We start from the raw sequence: 23,375 nt of genomic DNA, 5'->3' as shown, positions 1-23,375 counted from the left end.
GGCGGCGATCAGACGCCCGTGATCGCCCCATCGGCGCGGTTCACGCCGACCCGCTTCAACGTCGTGACCTCGAACGGCTTGGCGAAGATGGTCGAGACCTGCATCAGGGCCGCCTCGGCCCGGTCCTCGGTCAGGGTCAACAGGATGAACCCCTTCGCCGACTGGTCGCAGAAGCGCACCTCGTCATTGGCCTGCATCAGCGCCGCGCCCAGGGGAAAGCCGCCGATGGCGTCGCCGATCGAAGGGCTGGAGACCGCGCTGGTCCCGAACTCCACCGCCCGGCGCGCGCCGCCGGCGTCCTTCAGCTCATTGACCCAGAAGGCGTGGCTGTCGCCCGCCAGGACGATAGGCTGCACCCCCGCCTCGGCGAAGGCGGCGTAGAGCCGCTCGCGCCCGGCCGGATAACCGTCCCAGGCGTCGAGGTTGAACGGCAGGCCCATCTTGAACAGGAACAGGGCCTGTTCGAACTGGTCGCGATAGGCTTCGGGGATTTGGGCCATCAGCCCCTGAACCTGAGCCTCGGTCAGGGTGCGCGACACGTCGGGACCGGCCACGCGCGCCATGACGACCTGATTGCCCAGCACCTGCCACGGACGGCCCTTGGCCTTGGAAGCGGCCAGTTCGCGCTTCAGCCAGTCGCGCTGCTCGGCGCCCATCAGATCGCGGGCAGGATCGTTCAGCTTGGCGCGGAAGGCGTCCAGGTCCAGCACCGGCTCGCCGTCGGGGCCGTCCTTGGCGGTCAGATCCCTGTCATAGGCCAGCGGTTCGGTGCGGCCGGTCAGGCGGGTCTCGACCATCATCAGGCTGGCCAGATCGCCGAAGTGGAAGCTGCGGTGGATCGCCTCCTTCAGCGCGCCGGGCGCGGCTTCGCGGATCGGCATCCACTCATAATAGGCCTTCAGCGCCGCCGCCTTGCGTTGGGCGAAGTCGCCTTCGGTCTCGGGCTGATGGTTCTCGGCGCCGTGCAGCCAGGCGTCGTTGGCCGTTTCGTGATCGTCCCAGACGCAGATGAAGGGCGCGCGGGCATGGGCGGCCTGAAGGTCGGCGTCGCGCTTGTACTGGGCGTGGCGCAGCCGATAGTCGGCCAGGGAGACGATCTCGTGCGCCGGTTCGGGCACGCGACCCAGCTTCGGCCCCGTCGCCATGCCATAGGCATCGGAATCCGCCCCGTATTCGTAGATGTAGTCGCCCAGGTGGACCACGGCGTCGAGGGTCGGCAGGGCGGCGATCGACTCATAGGCGTTGAACAGGCCGCCGGGGTGCAACTGGCACGACACCACCGCCAGATTGACCGGCGCAACGCCCTCCGCCGCCAGAGTGCGGGTGCGGCCCATGGGCGAGCGCGTCTCGCCCACAGCGAAGTCGTAGCGATAGTCGCGGCCGGGGCGCAGGCCCGCCGCGTCGACCTTGACCGTATAGTCGCGTTCAGGCCCCGTCTCGAACCGGCCCGAGGCGACGACGCGGTCGCCCTGCCCGTCCAGCACGCGCCAGGCGACCGAGACCGGCCCGACATGACCGTCCGCCGGGGTGACACGCGTCCACAGGATCACCCGATCGGTCGCCGGATCGCCCGAGGCCACGCCGTGGGCGAAGTCGACAGCGACGCCTTCGGCCGTCGGGACCGTGGCGCAGCCCGCCGCCGCGCCCGCGCCGAACAGGCCCAGAAGGCCACGACGGTTCATGGTCATGGCTCTGATCCTCAGTAGCGCAGGGTGAAGGCGACGCCGTAGCTGGCGCCTCGTCCGGCGATGAAGGTCGGCAGGCCCAGCGCATCGCCGGTGTTGCCCGCGTCCTTGATGTATTCCTCGTCCAGGATGTTGTCGCCGAAGGCCTCGACGCCCCAGTTCCCCGACGACGGGGCGTAGCGCACCCGCAGGTTCAGCAGGCCGTAGCCGTCCTGGTACTCGTCCTGCACCGTGTCGGCGACGAAGTTGCCGGTCTGCAGCTCCGGGCGGTCGTTGTCGTCATCGAAGAAGACCTTGGACTGCCAGGTGTAGGTCGGCTGGACCTCGATGGTCCCGGCCTCGACCGGCAGACGCCAGGTCGCCCCGATCGAGGCCATGTGGTCCGGCGACAGACGGAAGCGGTTGCCGTCGCGCGCGCCCCCGTCGAAGCGCGAGTGGTTGTAGCCGTAGGTGCCGAACAGATCGAAGGTCGGCGTCGCCGCGAAGGCGACCTGGCCCTCAAACCCATAGGCGTTGGCCTTGCCCGCATTGACGGTGACGAAGCGGGTGCCGTCCTGCTCGGTCGTCTGGAAGTTGTCGTAGGCGTAGTGGAACACCGCCCCGTCCAGACGCAGGCGGCGATCCATCAGCGCCGTCTTGTAGCCGACCTCGAAGCTGTCGACGGTCTCGGCGGGGATCACCTCGAAGGTCGGGGCGCCCAGCGGAACGGACGGGCCGCGCACCTCCAGCACCTCGGGGCGGCGGCCGCGCGCATAGTTGGCGTAGAGGCTGGCGTCGTCCGACAGGGCGTAGCGCGCCGTCAGACGCCAGGTGAAGCCGTCGTCCTCGTGATCCGCCTGGATCAGGTCGCCGTTACCAGCAGTCGGCTGGGCGGTCAGGGCGAACAGCGGCAGACCCGAAGCTGCGGGCAGGTTGGCCGCGCCCGGCGTCGCCAGGCCCGTCAGAATGGCCGTGATCTGCTGCTGCAGGCGCTGGGCGCCGGCCAGATCGCCGGCCTGGGCCAGGCGTTGCGCCTGCACGCCGAGCGTCTGCACCGCCACCAGGCCGCCGGCGATGGAGCGTCCGTTCAGCACCGCCGCCGAATAGCCCGTCGTCTTGTCGTCGCGCGTCCAGCGCACCCCGCCCGAGAACTCCAGACGGTCGGTCGCCTTGAAGGTCAGGTCGCCGAACAGGTCATAGGAGGTCAGGTCGGCCCGGTTCGTCGCCGTCTCGATATGGGCGGGCTTCAGATTGCCGACGATGCCGGGGATCAGCGGATGCGCCGCAGCGGGCAGCATGGACTGAAGAATGCCGCCCATCAGCAACGGCGTCGGCGCGGCGTAGATCATCTTCAGCCGCTGACCGCCCAGCGGCGTCGCCAGTTGCAGCAGGGCCAGGCGCTCGTCGAACTGGGTCGGCATCCGCTGGAAGCCTTCCTCGTTGAAATAGCCCGCGCCGACGAAGCCCGAGAAGCGCCCGCCGTTGTCGAAGTTCAGACGGAACTCCTGGCTCCACTGCTCGCCATAGGCGTGCTCGGCCGCCGTCAGCAGCGGCAGCGACGTGCCGTCCGGATCGAACACCTCGGTCGAGTCGAACTGGCGATAGGCCGTGGTCGAGTTCAGCGTCAGCGACGGCGACAGATCCCACTTCACCAGGCCCGTCACGCCCCAGACCTCGCGATCCAGCCCAAGGCCGACGCCCCCGTCGAAATCGGCGCCCGGCGTCAGGGCCGCGCCGTCCCAAGGCGCACGCCCGCCCAGGGAGGCGCCCGTCCTCGGATCAAACGGATCATAGGCGATCGACTTGAACGAGGTGCCGCTGGCCGAATCCGTCTGATAGTTGGCGATCAGATCGGCGCGCAGATTGTCGGTCGGCGCCCAGGCGCCCGACAGGCGCAGCGCCTTGGTCTCGATCGAGTTGTAGTCCTCGCCGCCCAGCAGGTTCTCGACCGTGCCGCCGCGCGTCTTCATCCGCGCCGCCAGGCGCAGGGCGCCGGTCTCGCCGACGGACGCGTTCACGAACCCCTCGACCGCGCGATAGTCCAGATCGCCCGCCTCGATGCGGGCGCCGGCGTCGAACTGGCCCGGACGGGCGCGGTTCTGCACCAGGTTGACCGCGCCGATCAGGGCGCCGCGGCCATAGAGGGTCGACTGCGGCCCCTTGGCCACCTCGACCCGCTCCATGTCGAACAGTTCGACATAGGAGCCGCGCGACTTGGAGATCGACACCCCGTCCTGGAACACCGACACGCGCGGCTCGGCGGTGGCGGCGCCCGAGTCCGAAGTGATGCCGCGCATCACGAAGCCCGGATTGTTCGGCGACTGGTTCTGCACCAGGAAGCCCGGCACGAAGGCCGACAGCTGGTCGAACTCCTGCACGCCCAGGTTTTCCAGGAAGTCGCCGCTATAGGCCGTCAGAGCGAAGGGCACCTCGATCGGATCCTGGGCGCGCAGCTGGGCCGTCACCACGATGTCGTCGACGGCGGTCGTCGCCTCGCCCGGCGAAACGTTCTGAGCATGGGCGGCGCTGGCCGCCATCAGGCCCGCGACAGCGGCGCCCGCCAGAAATCCACGCTTGAGGCTGATCGGCTTCATGGTCTTACCCCCTGAGAAAGCAGGGCAGACCTAAAGACGCTGAATGTCGTGGGCGCGACGCGGCGGTCACGGGCGAATGAAGCTGCAACGGCAGAACCGCGAAATTCGCTCGCCGCACAGCCTATCTTTCAAATCGCGTCAGGCGTACAGTCTATCGAACACTAGGGCTTCAGACCGCTGGCGGCCTCGAAGCCATGAGCCGTCCGCCGACATCGATACGCCTTCGCGTTTAGGACTGTCTCAAGAGTTTGGCCGGCGAGACGACAAATGCTCACCGTCTCGCGCCAGTTTCGTGAAGACCGCATCCAACACCGCAGCCCATCGGGCGGTCGCTAGGCCGCACCGGCCTGAGACAGGCTTTCACGGACACGTTCCAGCGCCAGTTCGACAGGCTCTTCGATGCTCATCAGGGCGAAGCTGCCGTTAAGGTCGAAGACGCAGTGGCCGTGGACCACAGCGATCAGAGAACGCGCCAGACGCGGCGCGCCCGCCTGCGCCTTCGCCGGCAAGACAGCCGTCACCTCGTTGACGATGATCTGGGTCAGGTCGCCGCGACGCTGGTTCTGCTCGTCGGTCAGGGCCACGTCCGGGGGCAAATGGTGCTCATAGATGGCGCGCCAGCTATGGGGATTGGCGCGCGCGAAGCCGAAATAGGCTTCGACCAGGCATCGGATGCGGTCTGGGCCGCTGCCTTCCAGCGCCTGGCGCACCTCTTCCGCCCAGAGCTGGAAGGTTCGCGTGTTGATGGCGATCAGCAGCTGATCCAGCGTACCGAACACATTGTAGAGGGTGCCGATCGAATAGCCGACGCGCTTGGCCACCTCGCGCGCCGAGAAGCGCGCAAAGCCCACCTCGGCCATGTGCTTGTGGCCTTCGACCACGAAAAGCCGCTCCAGCTCCTGCCGCGTATGATCCGATCGCCTTCCCATTAACCCTGCATAGCAGAAGCTGTGCAGAGAGCGGGAAGAAACGTCAGTTTTCGTTTTTTATTGATCGATGCTCATTTAAGGATATGAATTGCGCCCGACACGGTGCTTTCGCGCCCTCCCGCATCCGCCTTGAGGTTTCCCATGACCGCGCTTCGCTTCCCGTCGTCCGCTTCGACCGCCGTCCTGCTTCTCGGAGCCGCCCTGACGGCCTCGGTCGCTACACCTGCGGCCGCCGAAAGCGCTGACTGCCGACGCGCCTCCGGTCCGGTCGAGACCGCCATCTGCTCGACCCCGGCCCTCACCGCATTGGACGCCAAGATCGCTGAACGCTATGGAACGGCGATCAGGGGTTATGACGCCGCTAGCGCCGAGGCGCTTCGTCGCGACCAGCGCGCCTTTCTTGCGGCCCGCAACACGGTCGGCGCGCGGCTGACGGGCGCCGACCTGATCGAAGAACTGACCGATCAACTGACGCGGCGTGAAGCATTCCTGACCGATCTGGGCAACGACCCGCTGGTCAGCGTGGTCGGCCGCTGGCGCAATCTCAACGGCGAGATCGTCGTCAACCAATGGGCGACCGGCGTCCTGACGTTCACGGCCACGGCCGCCGACCCGCGCGGCGGTGGCTGGTCCTGCGAGGCCGACGGCAGCGGCGACTGCATCGGCGAAGACGAAGCACGTTTTGACGACATCAGCGGCGCCGCCGCCTGGTCCCTGAACGTGAAGGCCCAGGGCGCGACGCTTGTCGTCAAGGAGACGATCGAGAACGGCGCCGACGCCGTCCCCTATTGCGGTTCGGGCGGTACGCTCTCGGGAACTTATTTCCAGGCGATGCGTCTGCCGGACCCGTCGCGATGATCCGCGCGGCCTTTAAGGGATGGTCCTCGGGCTGGCGAGAACGCCTGGGCTGATGAACTGTCGTCGCCCGGTCCAGGTCAGCAACTTGACCAGGGTTCCGCCCGGCTTGGCGAAGTCCTCGCACGTTTCGGGACGAGGCGGGTCAGGCGCGGCGGCGACCAGCGCGCCCTGTCGCAGCCCTTCGTAGTAGAGGGCGAAATCCGCCTGCTGCGCTTCGGACAGCACGGACTGGCCGAACGCCATCTCCTCGCGGGCGCTGTCGATGATCAGGCGGCTGTCGTCCTCCGACAGACGTTCGCACAGCAGGCCGATCATGACCAATCGCTCGATACGGACGGCCAGTCCCGCTTGAGCCTTGACCAGATCATACTGGAGCTTGGCGTACTCGGGACTGGCCGCCATCCATTCCTTCAGGGCGGCCCGGGCGGCCTCTTCGTCGGCCCCGGCGGGTTGAGCTGCGGCGACGCCGGCCGCACTCATGACCAGCGTCGCAACCAACCCGCTCGCGAAACGACGAAGCGCCATCAGATGCCTCTTTCAGTGCACACGCGCCTTCCCCGGCCTCAGCCCGGAATGGGGCCGATCGGCCAGTTGCTCAGGGATTCCATATCGCCTTCCTCGGAGGGACAGGGCGTGTAGAGGGTGAAGGCCACATCGCCCTCGAAATACCAGTCGGCGCCCTTCTCATAACCGACGATGCCGGTGGAGTAGCAGACCGCCGCCTTGCTGCCGTCCGGGATCATCAGAATGGCCCAGTTGGTCGACCCGGCGCCCGCGGGATCATAGCCGTGAAGCAACAGCCGTCCGCGCGTCTCCGTCACCACGCCGACGACGTTGCCGTCAAAGACGATGGACTTCTGGATGTCGCGATCCACGCCCGAGGCGACCATGGCCGCGCGCACGTCCGGATGCTGGAAGAAGGTGACGCCCTGCACCGGCTCGGTCGGATGCTTGCCGACATAGGCCGACAGCGGCGGCGCCTCGCCGTTCCGGTCAGGCGCAGTTGCCGGCGCTGCGGACGACGCCGGGACATCGGCTTCAGCCGGGGTCGGGGCGGCGGCCGCCCCCTCTTCGGCCTGCGAGCAGGCGGCGAGCGTCGCGGCCAGGGCGAGCGCGAGCAAGGTTCTCAGGGTCATGCAAATTTCCTTCGACGCTTAAGCGACAGATCCTCGTCCAAGGGCAGGACTTATTGATCCACGGCGCGCATCTCGATCGTCAGCGGCTCTTCAGCGGTTCCACGCCCGAAGAGGCTGGCGGTGATCATCTGCCCTTGCGACGCCGCAAACGGCGCGCTCTTCATGGAACGGCCGCCGTCGAGTTCATCGTCGAACACGGTGAAGCGCGTGCACGTCGCCTGACCCAGGCGATCGGCGAACGCCTGATCGATCTCGCCGCGCCAGCCCGGCAGGTTCGTCGGCGCGGACATTTCGATCGTCTTGCCGACGATCCGGCCGTCGCGCCGCCAGCTGTAGCTCACCCCATCCGACGCCGCTGCCGTACAGCCCGTCCGGCCGCAATGCAGCGCGCCCACGGGCGCCTGCTCGCGAAGCTGCTGCTGTTGCGCCTGCGACAGCGTCTGGCCGATGGACAAATCGCCCTTGTCCAGCGACGTGCAGACGGCGCTTTGAGCAAAGGCGCCCGTCGCCGCCAGGCAAGCGGCCGCAGTCAGGCTCGTCATGAAAATACGCACGCAGACCTCCTTGGTTTCTGGCGTCGCTGCGGCGACGCTGATGTCGTCTTAACAGGCGGGAACGCGGCTCTGGCCGTCCAGTCGAAACTGGCCGTCGGCGCCGCGCGTGTAGGTCTCTTTGAAGCTGGCGGATCCGCTGTAGGACACCGTGAAGCTGCGGCCCTGGTCGGCGGCCGTGATCACCCCGTCGACGCCCGCCTCGCCGTCATCGGCGCTGGCGTCCGAGAAATAGGTCTGGATGCGCGCGATCCGCACCGGGCCGGACGGGGTCAACTCCGTCAGTTCGGCATAGCCGCACCCGCGCCCCTGCCACACGCCGCCAGCCTCGGTATAGAGGACCGGATTGGCCGCGATCGCCTTCGTCCAGCCCCATCGCAGAGCCGGGTTGCCGACCACGCCCGCCGCGCCGACATCCAGCCACTCGCCCTGAAGCGCATAAGGGTAGCGCGGCGCGCCCGCGTCATGGTCGAGATAGTGGACCGCGTTCATGCCGCTGCAGGCCTGCCCCGTGCATTCGTTGGCTCCCGTGCTCACCAGGGCGACGCGCGTGTCGGACAGAGGGATGAAGGCCAGCGGCACAAAGCTGTAGACGTCGTCGCCGACCTTTCGCACCGCTTCGTTCCGTTGAGCCTCAGGGAAGGCGACGACAAAGGCGGCCGGTGTTCCCGTCAGGACATTGTCACGATCCACATCCTGGATTTCGATCAGCGACTGAGCCGAAGCCGGCAGCGCCGCGGCCACGGCGAACGCAGCGAGACACACGGCGGCGATGGTCTTTGAGGATTGCATACGAGACTCGTTTCTCGACAGGAGACAGGGATCGACTAACGCCGCAACGCATGGCGCGAAGACAATTAAACACTGTTCATAATCGATGACAACCCGCCTTTTTCATCGCGCGATCAGGGCTTGCACATCCGGACCGGCGGGCCGCGCCGCCGTGCGATCTCGGCCACAAAAACTCGTCATGAAATTAGAAATTCTACATTAGAAACGCGCCGCTCACGTGCCTTATTGCGCGCCCAATTGTGACTTTTATTGCGGTGCAGCATTTCCATGATCAGGCCATCCCTGACCGTTCTCGCCTTCTTCTCAGCCGCTGGAGCGTGCAGCGCCGCACACGGGGAAGTCTCTGAGAATCTAACAGATCAATCCGCAACGACGTCGGCCTACTCCGTCTCGGATGTCGTCGTGACAGGCTCCAACATCCGCCGCGCCAACACCGAGGGCTTCAACCCGGTCCAGGTGATCGGGCGCGAAGAGCTGGAGAGCTCGGGCAAGTCGACCACGGCGGACCTGCTGCGCTCGATCTCGGCCAATACCGGCAACGGCTCGAACGAGACCCAGAACAGCGGCTGGTCGTCGGGCGCGGCGGGCATCGGCCTGCGCGGCCTGTCGCAGAAGAACACCCTGGTGCTGCTGAACGGGCGGCGCGTGGCGAACTACGGCTTCCCCGGCGGCGGCCTGTCGGACACCTTCGTCAATCTGAACGCCCTGCCGATGGTCGCGACCCAGCGGCTGGAGGTGCTGAAGGACGGCGCCTCGGCCGTCTATGGCTCGGACGCGGTGGCGGGCGTCACCAACATCATCACCCGCCAGAACTTCCAGGGCCTGGAGTTCGGCGCCAGCTATGGCGTCGCCGGTCAGGGCGGCCTGGAAACCTCGACCGCCAAACTGGTCGTCGGCCACGGCGATCTGGAGACGGACGGCTACAACATCCTGCTGTCGCTGGAGGCTTATACTCGCAACCGGCTGGATCAGGACCAGCGCGACCTAACCAAGTCGGGCATCTACACCGACCTGCCCGGCGGCCGCTGGAACGGCTGGTCGGCCAAGGGCGCGCGCTTCCTGGTCGACGGCAAGTCCGTGCCCTTCCTCGACGCCCAGGGCCAGTGCCCCGAGGGCATGGTGCTGACCGCCAGCGCCCCGATCGACGGCCTGGCCGGCGACACCTGCGCCATCAACCTGGCGCCGCACACGACGCTGATCCCCTCGACCGACCGCTATCAGGCCTATCTGTTCGGGACCAAGCGCCTGACGCCGCAAATCGAGGCCTTCGGCGAGGTGCTCTATTCCTATGTCGAGGGGGCGTCGCTGTTCGGCTCCAGCCCCTTCTTCACGCTGGAAGGCGGGCGGTTCGCGCTGAACGCCCAGACCGGTCTGGCCGAGCCGGTGTCGAACCTGCTGCCCGCCAACAATCCCTACAACCCCTACGGCGTCGCCACGCCGATCGAATACACCTTCTTCGATCTGGGCCGGACGCTGAAGACCAATGAGTCGAAGTCCTATCGTGCGCTGGGCGGGGTGCGCGGCCGCCATGACCGCTTCGACTGGGAGGCCGCCGTCTTCGCCTCAGGCAGCGATGAGCGCGAGACGGTGTCGGGCGGCTTCGCCCATCGCTGGAACCTGGCCGACGCCCTGGCGAACGGCACGCTGAACCTGCATGAGCCCGGCGCCACGCCTCAAGCCGTGCTGGACGGCATCCGTCTGTCGACCCTGCGTCCAGCGGAGTCGCGCCTCTATGGGGCCGACTTCAAGATTTCGGGCGAGCTGTTCAACCTGCCCGCCGGCCAGATCGGCTACGCCGCCGGGGTCGAGTTCCGGCATGAAAGCCTGGTCTCAAGCAATCCGTGGCAGATCGACGCCGGGCTGCAGATCCGTCCCGCCATCGCCGCCGTGGACGGCGAGCGCGACGTCTGGGCCGCCTATGCCGAGTTCAACATTCCGGTCCTGAGCAATCTGGACATCCAGGTCGCCGCGCGGGCCGATGAGTACAGCGACTTCGGCAGCGCCTTCTCGCCCAAGGCGGGCGTGCGATGGAAGCCGCTGGACTGGCTGGCGCTGCGGGCCTCGGCCTCGCGCGGGTTCCGGGCGCCGTCGCTGTCGGAGAACTCGGCCTCGACCATGATCTCCTACGGCTCGGTCATCGACCCTTACGATCCCGACCTGCCCAATTCACGCCAGAGCCCGACCTTCTTCACCGTCGGCAACACCAATCTGGAGCCGGAAAAGACCCGCTCCTACAATCTGGGCGTCGTCTTCACCCCGACGCGTGACACGGCGCTGAGCATCGACTGGTATCAGATCAAGCTCGACAACCTGATCGGCACGGGAAACACCACCGCCATCGTCCAGGGCAACAACCCCGCCGACGTCATCCGCGACCCGCGCGGCAAGCTGCAGGCCGTCTACAACCGCTATCGCAACCTGTCGGCGCTGGAGACCTCGGGCATCGACGTGGACTTCAGCCAGCGCTGGCGCACCGAGGACTGGGGACTGGGCGATTGGGGGACGTTCACCGTCTCCAGCGCCTATACGCACCTGCTGGAATACAAACGGCCGAACGCGGCGGGCGGGCCGCTGCTGGACTACGCCGGATCGAACCGGGGCGCGACCCTGCCGGCGCACAAGGCGACGACGCGCCTGGCCTGGAACCGCGACGTCTTCGACGCCAACCTGACCTGGTATTACACCTCAGGCTATGATCAGGTGCCGGTTGTCGGGGGACAATCGCGCGTGGACGCCTATCACCAATTCGATCTGTATGCGGCGTGGTCCGGGCTAGAGCGCGTGACGCTCTACGCCAAGATCGAGAACCTGCTGGACGAAGCGCCGCCGCACGACGCCTCCTTCCCCGGCGTGCGCGCCCCCTATGACTTCGGCCAGTACGATCTGCGTGGACGCTATTTCCGCGTCGGCTTCGACGTCCGCTTCTGATTGAGACCACCACAATGAACGCCAGAGCCGCCCCTTCCCTGTTCACCCGCCGCAAACTGGCCGCAGGCGCCGCTCTGGCTGTTCTGTTCAGTGCAACAGTGCTGTCCGTACCGACGCCCGCCGTCGCACAGAGCGCCTATTTCTTCCCTCAGGCGGCGGCCGGGGACTTCGACCCCGCCATTCCGACGCCGGAAGCCTTCCTCGGCTATCCGATCGGAACCCACTACACCCGCCACGACCGCATCGTGGACTATCTGCGCGAGCTGGCCCGCCTGTCGGACCGGGTCACGGTCGAGGAGATCGGCCGCAGCTATGAAGAGCGGCCCCTGCTGTCCGTGGTCATCACCTCGGGCGCCAATCAGGGCCGGATCGACCAGATCCAGCGCGCCCATATCGCGGCGGGCGATCCCGGCGGCCCGGCCGCCACGGCCGACGCCCCGGTCGTGGTCGGCCTGTTCTACAGCGTCCACGGCAATGAGACGTCCAGCGGCGAGGCGGCCCTGCTGACCGCCTACTATCTGGCCGCCGGGCGCTCGCCCGAGGTGCTGGACTGGCTGGACAAGGCCGTGGTCGTCATCGACCCGGCCCAGAACCCCGACGGTCGCGACCGCGCCGCCAACTGGCACAACGCCTGGAAGAACCAGCCCGCCGTCTCCGACCCGCAGGACAAGGAACACGTCGAGGCCTGGCCCGCCGGTCGCACCAACCACTATTTCACCGACCTGAACCGCGACTGGCTGGCGGTGACGCAGAAAGAGACGCGCGCCAAGCTGGAGGCCTTCCACCGCTGGCGGCCCCACATCCAGATCGACTTCCACGAAATGGGCGCGGGCAGCACCTATTATTTCGAGCCCTCGCCCGCCGGCATGGAAAGCCCCCTGCTGCCGCGCGCCAGCTACGAATGGAACGTGACGCTGGCCAAGTATCACGCCCAGGCGCTCGATAGCCCCCCCAAGCGCGCGCGCCCGCGATGCGGCATAGGCGGCGAGAAACTGGTGAATCCAAGTGCTCTTCAACAGGGTTCGAACGGACTTCAGCGGCGCGATATAGCCCTCGGTCGGCAGAATGGCTCGCGTGTTATGAGCCTCAATGGTCACGCCGATAGCGCCTTCCCATCCGAGAACGCTGCCCGGTGGAACGACGCCCACACAGATCCGCTGATCGGATGGAAAGAAGCCCAAGGCGCCATTCAGGACGAAATAGAGCGCGTTGCTTGGCGGCGCCTCGCCCGCTTCCAATGAAAGACGGCGCGCCGACTCCGTCAGCCCGACCTGAACCTTCTGTGGCAGCACGGCGTAGACGGGATGGTCCTCCAGTCTCCTCCTGGCGCGCGGAGGCGCACGCCCGCTTCCGACATCGGCGTGAAACCCGGTCATGTTTTGATCCAGTGAGAGCTGCTGGACTTGGCCAGCAGCAACGAACGATTGCGTTCTGATCAATTGTAAACCCCTGCCTGCGCGACGGTTCCTCCAAATATGAAAAAGGAGGCCGCCGTCGCGGCCTCCTTCTCACCCGAACGAAAAGGGATCAGCGTTCCCTGCCCTTTCGTCCGGCCTCCGAAGCGCGTTCGGGATCGTCGGCGAAATTGCCGCCGCCCGCCGAGCCGCCGCTGTCATCGCCCTGGCGCGTGGCGGACGCTCCGTCGCCTCCCTGCGAAGCCTGTCCGCCCTTCCGACCCGCTTCGGCGGCCAGCTCATGGTCCTTGGAGAAGCTGCGATCTTCCGGATCGACGCTGGACCCGCCCTTGCTGGCGATCTCGCGCTGTTTGTCCTCGTCCATGGCGGCGAAGCCGCGCTTCGACGACGACGAGCCTTGCTGTTGCTGACCCTGTTGCTGGTTCTCAGCCATTGTTCACTCCCTCATTTTCATTGATCGCCCCGAAGGGCTCCCCTCCAACCCGCCCGCCTTCGCCGGGTTCATCCTTCGCCTGCCATTGACCGCCACCCGACAGAAGGCGGTCGCCCCGTCGCCGACGGGAACAATTTCAGGCGCCGTCCTCTCCTCAGTGCAAAGCCATGACGGGAGAGTCCGATGGGAAAACAGAAGCAATCCGAGGGTCGGGAGCGAAACGCCGCCATCCCCGGCGGCAAGCCCGACGCCGACACGCCGGATGAAGCCGTGCGGCGGGTCGGACGCGAATCCCGCCGGCGGGCGGGGCCGGACGGTCCTGACGCGCGAGAGATCGGCGACACCTTCAAGAAGGGGTCTGCTCCCCCTTCGGACGCAGCCCACCAAAGTGCGCCTGAGCGGAGCCGCCGGACGTTATAGCCACCACAATCCTCTCCGTCGCCGGGAGGGATACGGATGTGCATGATCCACCCCGTCGCCCTAGCAAAGCTGCGCGCACCTGAACCATCCTCAAAAGCCGTCAGTGCAGTTTGAGCCGCCCGGACACGCGGCGCATCAGCAGGCGGGACAGGGCCAGAAGCGCCGTGCGCCGCAGGCCGATCACCGCGCGATAGTGGTCAAGGTGCAGACCCATATAGGCCTGACGCGCCAGCCAGCCCTCGATTAGGAAGTTCGGCCCCACCAGACCGCCCATCAGCGATCCCACGCCGCCTTCGCTGCCCAGCGACACCAGGGAGCCGCGGTCGCGATAGACATAGGGGCCCGGATCGCCCGCCTTGAGCAGGGCGCGAGTCAGGTACCTCGCCTGCTGGGCCGCCGCCTGCGCCCGGGCGGGGACGAAGCCGTCGCCGCGCGGTGCCTGGGCGCAATCTCCCATGGCGTAGACGTCCGGCACGGACGTCCTGAGACGATCGTCCGTTACAAACTGGTTGAGATGGCCGGTCTCCAGTCCGAAGTTGCGATTGCGGGGCGACGCCAGTACGCCCGCCGCCCATACGGTCAGATCCGATCGAATCCAGCCCCGGCTGGTCTGCAGCCCGTCCGCTGCAACCTGTTCGACCTTGGCGTTCACGGCCAGGGTCACGCCCCGGCGCTCCAGCTCGCGCGCCGCCTTGGCGGCCACGGTTTCGGGCAGACCGCCGAGGATGCGCGGCCCCGCCTCGACCACCGTGACCCCCAGATCGAACTTCTGATGCGCTCCCAGACCGGCCGACAGGGCTCGGTGGCCTTCGATCAACTCGGTCGACAGTTCGACCCCCGTAGCGCCCGCCCCGACGATGGCGATGTCCAGCCTTTGGCCGGGCGCATAGGCCGAGGCCAGGAAGGCGGCGGTCAGGCGCCGGTTGAAGGCTTCGGCGTCCGCCACGTCCTCCAGCAGGTGGGCGTGCTCGGCGGCCCCGGGCGTATTGAACAGATTGGAGCCGCTGCCCGTCGCCAGCATCAGGCGGTCATAGGCCAAGCTGCGCGCCGGAATCAGAACCCGGCCGTCGTCGTCCCGCACTTCGGCCAAGCTTAGGCTCTTTTCAGCAACGTCCAGTCCCTCCAGGTCTCCGAAGGCGAAACTGAAGTGATTGCGCCGGGCCAGCAGCGGATAGGCCAGGCCTTCCTGATGCGAATCCAGCGAGCCGGCCGCGACCTCGTGCAGGGAGGGTTTCCACAGGTGAAAGATGGTCCGGTCGATCAGCAGCACGCGTCGCGGACCTTCCTTGCGGCCCAACGCGCGCCCCAGCCGTGCGGCGAGCTCCAGGCCACCTGCGCCGCCGCCGACAATGACAATCTCATGGTCCATGTCTTCTCCTCTCGGAACGAAGGCCGACAACACTCTTGAGGCGGATATGGATACGGCCGACGCCTGACGCGCCGGCCGCTCCGCGTATGCTACGATGTTTCGTATCGTCCGTCCGCAAACCCCCGCCTCCCCTTTTTGATGTGAAACGCCAGCGCCTAGCCAGGCGGGACGGCGGGCATAGGCCGAGTTCGCCCGGCCCCTGGGCCGGCCCCGAGGTCCGCGCCGGTCAGCGGATCGAATTCGGGTTCGGAACGCGTGCGGGCGGCGAAGGTCTCCACCGCCTTTTCTTCGTCGACCGAAAGCGCCACCTCGGCGCGGCCGTCTCCGCCGTCGACAGCCATTTGAGCTTCGCGCTCGTCGACGGTGTCCCACTGCTCGCCCGTGTTCCACGGTCCGGATGCATCGCCCTCGCCCTGGGACATGTTGTAGTATTTGTCGGCGAAGTCCGGATGGCCCGGCAGCTTGCCCGGCGGGAAGTTGGCGGGGATGGCGTAAAGCGCCTTCTCAAACGACTTCTGATGGGCGACCTCACGCGTCATCAGAAACGTCAGGGCGTCCTTGATCCCCGGGTCGTCGGTGACGTTGATCAGCCGCTCATAGACGATCTTGGCCCGCGACTCCGCCGCAATGTTGGAGCGTAGGTCGCAGGCCGGATCGCCGATCGAGTCCACATAGGCCGCCGTCCAGGGCACGCCCGCCGAATTGATCAGGGCCGCGCCGCCTCCATACAAGATGGACGTGGTGTGGCTTTCGCCCCCCGAGGTCATGCTGGCGTAGAGATCGGCCTCCTCCTCCGCCGCCTCGGCCAGACGCCCCTTGGCGCCGCGGTTCAGCATGGCGACAATCGAACCGATGATCTCGAGGTGGCTGAGCTCCTCGGTCGCGATATCCATCAGCATGTCGCGGCGGCCGACGTCCTCGTCCGCCAGACCCTGCGTAAAGTAGCGCATCGCCGCCGCCAGTTCGCCCTGCGGTCCGCCGAACTGCTCCAGCATCAGGGTCGCCAGGGCCGGATTGGGTTCCGAAACCCGCACCGTGTACATCAGCTTCTTGTTGTGCATGAATATCTCGCGTCTCCTTGCGACGGCGATCAGCGGCTGGGGTTTTCGCCTGCGCGCTTCAGCATGAGGAATTTTTCGGTGAGGGCCGGCAGGCTCTGGTCCACCCAGGCCGCCATACGCGCTTCTTCATCCAGCGAGGCGTTCAGCGGGTCCAGGGCGACAGAGTAGCCGCCATGCTGGGCCAGGACGATCAGTCCCTTATAGGCGGCGACCTCATAGTTCTCGAAAGCGAAGTTGGCGAAAGCGTTCTTGAGGATCTCATCCTCGGCGAAGGTGTGACCCAGGGCGGCCATATTGCCGCTCATGGACATGGCGGCGTCCTTCAGACCTGACGGGCTCTCGTCCAGGCCCGAAAGGATCTGCTCAAGCCGTGAAATCTGCTGCTCGGTTTCGAGCCGGTGCGCCTTCAGCTTCTCCGCCACCTCCATGAAATTTCTAGCGCGGTCGATCTGCCGATCCATCAGGGCCATGGCCTGATGCTCCACGGCATGGGCGTTCTTCAAGCCGGTCACGAACACGTCGCGCCAGACGTCGTCGTTGTTGATCATGTCGATCTCCTTCGGTTTGCGGGTCTCTGGCAAACCAGCGGACCGGATGAGGGGTCCGGCTGTCGGATACCCGTCACTTCATCGATCTCCGCAACGAACCCGCCTTCGATCCATTGGCCCTCGTCGCGGCCAAGGTCGCTCTGGCTGGCTGCGCCACCACGCCCCCGCCGGAGGTGCGGATGATCCCCACGGCTGATCACGGCGTGGGCGTTCGTTTCTCCCGCGGCAACGCCCTGATGGTGTCGAACGGGCGGTCCAGCGCAATCATGCTTTTACCTGTGCGCTACAACGACACCCAGAAGTTCTTCTTCTCGATCGCCGCCTTCAACACCTCTAGCTATCCGATCAACATCGGCTCGGAGGACGTGCGGCTCTATCTGGATGGGCAGCTCTATCGCGTCCAGGACTTCGACTATCTGCGCCACACGGCCCGTATGTCTGCCCGACGCGAGATGGACCTGGCCTGGGCCGACGCGGCGGTGGATTACTTCCTCACCCTCCAGGAGATAGAGGACCATCCGCGCCGCCACGATATCGCCTACCGCAGCGCCTCGAGGCAGTTGCAGGCGTCGCACGACCACATCCAGCGACGTCTGCGCAGACCATCGCCACTCTGGGCCGGACCATGCTGGAGACGACGACCATCGACCCCGGCACGCCCCACGGCGGCGCCATCTTGGCGGGACAGACGGAAGTACACGGCAGCCTGGCGGCACTGCTGGCTCTGGGTCAAGCCCGAAACGCAAAAAACCCCACGGCTGGAAGCCATGGGGTTTCCGCAGATCAGAGCCTCACGTCCGGATGTGATGCGGGAGCAGGATTTGGGCGATACCTCACACTTAACTTCCTCACCTGAGATTTTAGCCGACAGACTCTAAAACTCGGCCGATGCGACTCTGAGGTCCGCCAGGAATTTGGCGCGTTCGCTATCCCTCGCAGCAGGAACAGGCAGGCGCAGCAGATAAGCAGGGTGAACAGTAAGAAACACGCGCGCGCCGTCGTCCGCCGTGATGACCCGGCCCCGCTCGGCCTGCACGGCGGGTTTCCGGCCAAGCACCGCCAGACCCGCCGTTGCGCCCAACGCTAGGATCAACCGAGGCTTCACCAGACGTCGTTCATGATCCAACCACCAGCGGCAGGCCTGAACCTCGCTAGGGCTTGGCGTTCTGTGCAGTCGGCGCTTGCCGCGCGGTTCGTGCTTGAAGTGCTTGACCGCATTAGTCAGATAGAGGTCACGACGATGCAGGCCCGCTTCTTCAAACGCCGCGTCCAGCAGGCGTCCAGCGGGACCGGTGAAGGGTCGTCCGACCAGATCCTCCTGATCGCCCGGCTGTTCGCCTACCACCATCAGAGCCGCACGCTTGGGGCCCTCGCCGCAGACGCCCTGGGTGGCGTCGCGCCACAAGGGACAGCGGCGGCACCCCTGAACGCCCCGCGCCAGCTCATCCAGATCGCCAGGAACCAGATCGTCGGTCGGCGCGCGATCGACGGAAGGTGCGCGGACGCGCTGGAAACGCTCATTGGGTTTCGGTGCGGACTGCGTCACCATGGCTTCGGTGCGAACCGACGCAGCGGCGGTCAGTTCCGGTATCAGCGCCGCCTCGGGCAGGTTCTTCCAGTAGCGCTTGGGCATTTCCGACCGCATCGCCTGAAGCCGCAGCCGTGCGGGATTGAAGGTCGAAGCGTAATAGGTGCGCCAGAAGTCCTCCACGGCGTCCTCGGCCGGGGCCTGCGCCTGTTCGCCGGCAGGGCCGAAGGTCAAGGTCTCGCCGTGCCAATGAGCTGAGCCGTCCGGCGTCAGGATCGTCCATCGCATGGCGCTGAATCGCCGGGCGAAGAAGGGCGCGGTCGCCTGCAACACGCGATGCGCCGGCTCGAACCAGGCGACCCAGTGATCGCCTGCCTCATCCTCAGCTTGTCGGAATCGGACGAAGGCCTTCATCTTGTGGGCGGCGCGGCGCACCGCCTTCACCCGATCAGCCGCCTCGGCCACATCCCGATCCGACAGGACGGCCAGCAGGTCAGGCCGATCCTTCAAGCGCCACAGCAGGCGATACATCAGATCAAAACGATCCTCGGATCGATGCTGGATCAACTGCGCCGCCGTCTCCATGAAGGCGCGCGGGGCATGGAATGCGCCCTCGACTTCGGGAAGAGCCGCCGTCTCGTCAAACAGGTCGCCGCGCGAACGGCCCACGACGAACCGCACCTGTGCCGGCTCGACGCCCGCCAGCCTCAAACGCCGGGCCGCCTCGCGCCAGCTGTCGAAATCAAGCGGATCGGCCAGGACAAGGGTATGCATCAGAACAGGCTCAACTGTTCGGCCTTGCGCCGGGGGGCCAGGCGCGCACGCAGGTCCGCCGCATCGGTCAGGCCGCCGGGCGTCCAGTCCAGGGCGGTGATCCACGGCCGCACCGCCTCGATGGAGCGCGTCAGCCGGCCCACGTCCTCCAACCGCAAGGTCCGATGCCGCCGCACGGACAGGATGCGGTCGACCGCCTTCACACCCAGTCCCGGCACCCGCAGCAGCGCCTCACGCGCTGCACGGTTCACGTCGACGGGAAAGGCCTCGCGCCGACGCAAGGCCCAGGCCAGTTTGGGATCGACGGCCAGATCCAGCATTCCATCGTCCGTCCCCTCCCCGATCTCGGGCACGGTGAAGCCGTAGAATCGCATCAGCCAATCGGCCTGGTAAAGCCGGTGTTCCCGCATCAGCGGCGGCTTGGTCGGCGGCAACAGGTTGGAGCCGTCGGGGATAGGACTGAAGGCGGAATAGTAGACCCGACGCAGGCCGTAACCGCCATACAGGGCGGCGCTGCGCGCCATGATCTCCGTGTCCGGCGCCCCGTCGGCGCCGACGATTAATTGGGTCGACTGCCCCGCTGGGGCGAAGGCGGGCGGGCGTTTTCGGTCCTTCTTTTCGGGCCGGGCCGCTTCCAGCTTCAGCCGCACCTGCCCCATGGCCTTGCGGATTGTCCGCGCGTCCTTTTCGGGCGCCAGTCGGCCCAAGGCCTCGTCGCGGGGCAGTTCGATGTTGGCGGACAAGCGATCGGCATACAGGCCCGCCAGCTCGACCAGCCGTGCGTCCGCCTCGGGGATCAGCTTCAAATGGATGTAGCCGCGAAAGTCGTGATCTTCGCGCAGTCGCCGCGCGACCTCGACCAGCTGCTCCATGGTGTAGTCGCCGTTGCGGATCACCCCCGACGACAGGAACAAGCCCTCGATATAGTTGCGCTTGTAGAAGGCCAGGGTCAGGTCCACGACCTCCTGCACCGTGAAACGCGCCCGCTCGACGTTCGATGACACCCGGTTGATGCAATAGGCGCAGTCGTAGATGCAGAAGTTGGTCAGCAGGATTTTCAGCAGGCTGACGCACCGGCCGTCCGGCGTATAGGCGTGACAGATGCCCATGCCCTCGGTCGAGCCGATCCCGCGACCGCCCAAGGAATCTCGTTTAGCCGAACCCGATGAGGCGCATGAAGCGTCATACTTCGCCGCATCCGCCAGCACCGCCAGCTTTCGTCTCAAATCAATCTGCGCCATTTGTTCATGATATGTTCCATTCATGGGATGATCCAGCTTGGCCGGAGCGTTTTCTCAGAACGCCAGCGGTGCGGTCTGCCAGGTCACGCCGACGGCGGCGACCAGAGCGCCTGTTAAGGCGACACGCCGCTCCCAAAGAGCCGGCCCCTCCGGCGCCGGACGCCGCGCCATGGCGAAGGCCGCGACGGCGATCAGCGTCAGACACAGAAGGCTGAAACCCAATCCGATCCAGCGACCGGCGACCGCCTCGGTAGAGGACCACACGTCTGCGGCGCTGGCCAACAGGTAAAGCCCCAGAAAATGCGCGGCCCAGATCAGCAGCCCCGCCGTCATCGCCAGCCAGCGCCTCATGCGCCGGAGCCCGGAAACAGTCGGATCAGCAGCACCAGGATCACCGCCTGCGCCGCCGTATAGGTCATGAAGAGGCCGATCAGGTCTACCGTCGACGGCCGCTCGGCCGACAGCCGCCTGAACGCCCGTCGCAGCAGGATGTAGAGTCCCATTAACATCCCGATCCCGGCGAACGTCGCCGACCAGCCGAGCAGGGCGAAGACGGCGGCGCCCTGGCTGGTGGCGGCAGGCTTGAGCCCCGCGGTCCACCAGGCTTGGAGCTCAAGCCCTATCGCCGTTGCGGCGCCGATGGCGCTGATGACCAGAAGAACCGTAGCGAGCGTCTCCGCTCCCTTCCCGGTCCGGCGCAGAACGCGCGGCGCCGCTGCGGCGCACAGCCCTCCTAAGGCCAGACCGCCCAGATGCAGCATCATCGACGCCGTCTCCGGCGGCGCCTGCCACAGATCCGGGCGCCGGCTCCACAGGAAGATGTAGGAAAAGCCGGCCAGCAGGCAGACCATGCCGCCGACGATCAGCACGATCACCATGGCCCACCAGCCGTGGCTGGCCGGACCCGAAACATAGTTGGGTACGCGAACGCCCGCTCCGATGTCGGTCGTCTTGCGGGTATGCGGCGCGTCCAGAAACCAGCACCAGCGCATGATGCAGTAGATCGCCAGCACGCCGCTGACCACGGCGGCGGCATAGGCCTGGATGGTCAGGATCAGGAAGAAGCCTGCCGTGAAAAGAGCGCCGAACACGTGCCAGGGCGACGGACGCGGGAGGCGCAAGACATACTGCGGCTCAGCGTTCAGAGGGCTGGTGACCAGGGTCTGGCGCTCGCCTCCCGCCGCGCCGGGCAAGAACCAGCGCCCCTCCTGCACCTCCTTCGCCAAGCTCTTCTGTTCCCACAGCGGATAGAGGCTCTTCACCACGGGGACGGAGCGCACGGAATAATAGCCGCTGGGCAGCCACTCCAGGCCTGGGCCGTCGTGGATGTTGCCCGCCTCACGCGGGCCGAAGGGGCGGAAGTTGCGGATCATGTCGACGACCCACAGCAGGACCGCCAGGCCGAACAGGAAGGCGCCGACGGTGGAGATGAAGTTGGGCAGATCCCAGCCGCGCCCCGGCAGGTAGGTGTAGACCCGACGCGGCATCCCCATCAGCCCAGTCAGATGCATCGGCATGAAAGCGATGTTGTGCCCGGCGAACATCAGCCAGAAGACCCATCTGCCCATGCGCTCGCTCAGCGGCCGGACGCTGGACATGGGCAGCCAGTAATAGATAGCCGCGAACATGGGAAAGACCATGCCGCCGATCAGGACGTAGTGCAGGTGGGCGACGATGAAGTAGCTGTCGTGGGCCTGCCAGTCGAAGGGCACCATGGCGACCATGACCCCGGTCAGACCGCCCATGACGAAGATGACCAGACCGCCCACGGCGAACAGACCCGGCGTGGTGAAGCGCATCTTTCCGGCCGCTATGGTGGCGATCCAGGCGAAGACCTGCACCCCGGCAGGCACGCTGACCGCCATGGAGGCGGCGCTGAAGTAGTTGATGCTGATCTGCGGCATGCCGATGGTGAACATGTGGTGCGCCCACACGCCGAAGCTGATGAAGCCGGTCGCCAGCATGGCCATGACCACGAGGGGATGGCCGACCAGCTTCGTGCGCGCCATTGCGGGGATGATGGTCGACATGGCCCCGGCCGCCGGCAGGAAGATGATGTAGACCTCCGGATGGCCGAAGAACCAGAACAGGTGCTGCCACAGCATGGGATCGCCGCCCTTCAGCGGGTCGAAGAAGGGCCAGCCCAGCGCCCGTTCCAGCTCCAGCAGCAAGGTCGCCAGGATCACCGAGGGAAAGGCGATGATGATCATGCAGGCGAAGATCAGCATGGCCCAGGCGAAGACCGGCAGCTTGTCCAGCGTCATGCCGGGCGCGCGCGTCTTGAGCACGCCGACGATGATCTCGATCGCTCCGGCGATGGCCGAGATCTCGATGAAGCCGATGCCCAGCAGCCAGAAGTCGGCGTTGATTCCCGGCGAATAGGTCATGCCTGTCAGAGGCGGATACATGAACCATCCCCCGTCCGGCGCCAGGCCGAAGAACAGGGAGCAGAAGAAGGCCAGGCCGCCGATCAGATAGGCCCAGAAGGCGTAGGCCCCGAGGCGCGGAAACGGCAGGTCTCGCGCCCCCAACATCTGCGGCAACAGCAGCACGCCCAACGCCTCGACCGCCGGCACGGCGAACAGGAACATCATCACCGTACCGTGCATGGTGAAGATCTGGTTGTAGGTCTCCTGCGGCAGGAAGCCGGTCATCGGCAGCGCAAGCTGGGTGCGCATCAGCAGCGCCAGCACCCCCGCCAGCACGAAGAACAGCATGGCCGCGCCGACGTAATAGACGCCGATGATGTTGTTGTTGATCGCCGTGATCCACTCGCCGGGACGGCGCGGACCGCACCAGGCGGCCTCCAGTTGCTCCAGCTCGCCGTCCGGACGCGGCTCTTCGGTGGGAAAGCGATCGTATTTGCGGACGTCGAAGCCGGTTTCCGACGTCATTTCAGACTGTCCAGATAGGAGGCCAGGTCGCGCAGCTCGCGCCCGGTCAGCACTGGATAGGACGGCATGCGATTGCCCGGCTTTATCCCCTGGCTGTCGGCGATCCAGCCCGCCATCGTGCCCTGATTATTGGGCAGGATGCCCGCGCCCAGCGTCTGGCGCGAACCGACATGGGTCAGGTCCGGCCCGGCCAGGCCGTTGGCCTCGGTTCCGCGTATGGTGTGGCAGGCGCCGCACCCC

General features: G+C 66.5%; 20 protein-coding genes. 4 read left to right on the top strand and 16 right to left on the bottom strand.

Annotation, left to right across the window (positions count from 1 at the left end):
• Positions 1–8: 8 nt before the first annotated feature.
• From BDIM_RS03955 to BDIM_RS03945, 3 genes are all read right to left on the bottom strand, one after another.
• Positions 9–1,688: an alkaline phosphatase D family protein gene (locus BDIM_RS03955; RefSeq protein ID WP_003164289.1), complete on the bottom strand. Its 1,680-nt coding sequence runs from the start codon at positions 1,686–1,688 to the stop codon at positions 9–11.
• Between the two features lie 11 nt (positions 1,689–1,699).
• Positions 1,700–4,258 (bottom strand): TonB-dependent receptor, encoded by a 2,559-nt coding sequence (locus BDIM_RS03950; protein ID WP_003164288.1) that lies wholly within the window; start codon positions 4,256–4,258, stop codon positions 1,700–1,702.
• 332 nt (positions 4,259–4,590) lie between these two features.
• Positions 4,591–5,187, bottom strand: a complete 597-nt coding sequence (locus tag BDIM_RS03945; protein ID WP_040344958.1) for a TetR/AcrR family transcriptional regulator — start codon at positions 5,185–5,187, stop codon at positions 4,591–4,593.
• A gap of 141 nt (positions 5,188–5,328) precedes the next feature.
• Here BDIM_RS03945 and BDIM_RS03940 point away from each other — a divergent pair, with 141 nt between their 5' ends.
• Positions 5,329–6,045, top strand: a complete 717-nt coding sequence (locus tag BDIM_RS03940; protein ID WP_003164287.1) for a lysozyme inhibitor LprI family protein — start codon at positions 5,329–5,331, stop codon at positions 6,043–6,045.
• A gap of 12 nt (positions 6,046–6,057) precedes the next feature.
• On the opposite strand, the gene BDIM_RS03935 is transcribed toward BDIM_RS03940, so the two are convergent.
• From BDIM_RS03935 to BDIM_RS03920, 4 genes are all read right to left on the bottom strand, one after another.
• Positions 6,058–6,570: a hypothetical protein gene (locus BDIM_RS03935; protein ID WP_003164286.1), complete on the bottom strand. Its 513-nt coding sequence runs from the start codon at positions 6,568–6,570 to the stop codon at positions 6,058–6,060.
• A gap of 38 nt (positions 6,571–6,608) precedes the next feature.
• Positions 6,609–7,181: a hypothetical protein gene (locus BDIM_RS03930; RefSeq protein ID WP_003164285.1), complete on the bottom strand. Its 573-nt coding sequence runs from the start codon at positions 7,179–7,181 to the stop codon at positions 6,609–6,611.
• Positions 7,182–7,231: 50 nt separating this feature from the next.
• Complete coding sequence (locus BDIM_RS03925; RefSeq protein WP_155818593.1) at positions 7,232–7,636, bottom strand: hypothetical protein; 405 nt, start codon at positions 7,634–7,636, stop codon at positions 7,232–7,234.
• A 147-nt stretch (positions 7,637–7,783) separates the two neighbouring features.
• Positions 7,784–8,524, bottom strand: a complete 741-nt coding sequence (locus tag BDIM_RS03920; protein WP_003164284.1) for a hypothetical protein — start codon at positions 8,522–8,524, stop codon at positions 7,784–7,786.
• 402 nt (positions 8,525–8,926) lie between these two features.
• On the opposite strand from BDIM_RS03920, the gene BDIM_RS03915 reads away from it, so the two are divergent.
• Complete coding sequence (locus tag BDIM_RS03915; RefSeq protein ID WP_200896475.1) at positions 8,927–11,452, top strand: TonB-dependent receptor; 2,526 nt, start codon at positions 8,927–8,929, stop codon at positions 11,450–11,452.
• Between the two features lie 14 nt (positions 11,453–11,466).
• Positions 11,467–12,693 (top strand): M14 family zinc carboxypeptidase, encoded by a 1,227-nt coding sequence (locus tag BDIM_RS03910; RefSeq protein WP_003164282.1) that lies wholly within the window; start codon positions 11,467–11,469, stop codon positions 12,691–12,693.
• Positions 12,694–12,979: 286 nt separating this feature from the next.
• Here BDIM_RS03910 and BDIM_RS03905 read toward each other — a convergent pair whose 3' ends face one another.
• From BDIM_RS03905 to BDIM_RS03890, 4 genes are all read right to left on the bottom strand, one after another.
• Positions 12,980–13,300, bottom strand: a complete 321-nt coding sequence (locus tag BDIM_RS03905) for a con-10 family general stress protein (protein ID WP_003164281.1) — start codon at positions 13,298–13,300, stop codon at positions 12,980–12,982.
• 520 nt (positions 13,301–13,820) lie between these two features.
• Positions 13,821–15,089 (bottom strand): NAD(P)/FAD-dependent oxidoreductase, encoded by a 1,269-nt coding sequence (locus BDIM_RS03900; protein WP_040344955.1) that lies wholly within the window; start codon positions 15,087–15,089, stop codon positions 13,821–13,823.
• Positions 15,090–15,244: 155 nt separating this feature from the next.
• Entirely contained in the window at positions 15,245–16,150 is a 906-nt protein-coding gene (locus BDIM_RS03895; RefSeq protein WP_003164279.1) for a manganese catalase family protein, read from the bottom strand.
• Positions 16,151–16,179: 29 nt separating this feature from the next.
• Positions 16,180–16,698, bottom strand: a complete 519-nt coding sequence (locus tag BDIM_RS03890) for a ferritin-like domain-containing protein (protein ID WP_040344951.1) — start codon at positions 16,696–16,698, stop codon at positions 16,180–16,182.
• Between the two features lie 179 nt (positions 16,699–16,877).
• Here BDIM_RS03890 and BDIM_RS03885 point away from each other — a divergent pair, with 179 nt between their 5' ends.
• On the top strand, positions 16,878–17,576 hold the full coding sequence (locus tag BDIM_RS03885) for a hypothetical protein (protein WP_143276802.1): 699 nt from the start codon (positions 16,878–16,880) through the stop codon (positions 17,574–17,576).
• On the opposite strand, the gene BDIM_RS03880 is transcribed toward BDIM_RS03885, so the two are convergent.
• The 5 genes from BDIM_RS03880 to BDIM_RS03860 all read right to left on the bottom strand — a co-directional run.
• Positions 17,573–19,000, bottom strand: a complete 1,428-nt coding sequence (locus BDIM_RS03880; protein WP_003164277.1) for a UdgX family uracil-DNA binding protein — start codon at positions 18,998–19,000, stop codon at positions 17,573–17,575. The two genes, BDIM_RS03885 and BDIM_RS03880, sit on opposite strands and share 4 nt — an antisense overlap.
• Positions 19,000–20,241: a putative DNA modification/repair radical SAM protein gene (locus tag BDIM_RS03875; RefSeq protein ID WP_003164276.1), complete on the bottom strand. Its 1,242-nt coding sequence runs from the start codon at positions 20,239–20,241 to the stop codon at positions 19,000–19,002. The genes BDIM_RS03880 and BDIM_RS03875 overlap by 1 nt, the downstream gene beginning before the upstream one ends.
• Before the next feature lie 54 nt (positions 20,242–20,295).
• Complete coding sequence (locus BDIM_RS03870; RefSeq protein ID WP_003164275.1) at positions 20,296–20,592, bottom strand: hypothetical protein; 297 nt, start codon at positions 20,590–20,592, stop codon at positions 20,296–20,298.
• Complete coding sequence (locus tag BDIM_RS03865) at positions 20,589–23,135, bottom strand: cbb3-type cytochrome c oxidase subunit I (RefSeq protein ID WP_003164273.1); 2,547 nt, start codon at positions 23,133–23,135, stop codon at positions 20,589–20,591. Before BDIM_RS03865 ends, BDIM_RS03870 begins: the two co-directional genes overlap by 4 nt.
• Positions 23,132–23,375 (bottom strand): c-type cytochrome (locus BDIM_RS03860; RefSeq protein ID WP_040344948.1); only part of this gene is annotated, 244 nt, incomplete at its 5' end. The genes BDIM_RS03865 and BDIM_RS03860, both read right to left, overlap by 4 nt.

Origin of the sequence: Brevundimonas diminuta ATCC 11568 (assembly GCF_000204035.1) — a bacterium.
In the GTDB taxonomy this organism is placed as follows: domain Bacteria; phylum Pseudomonadota; class Alphaproteobacteria; order Caulobacterales; family Caulobacteraceae; genus Brevundimonas; species Brevundimonas diminuta.
Note: the sequence above shows the minus strand (reverse complement) of the source record. Positions and strands in the feature narration are given on the sequence as shown.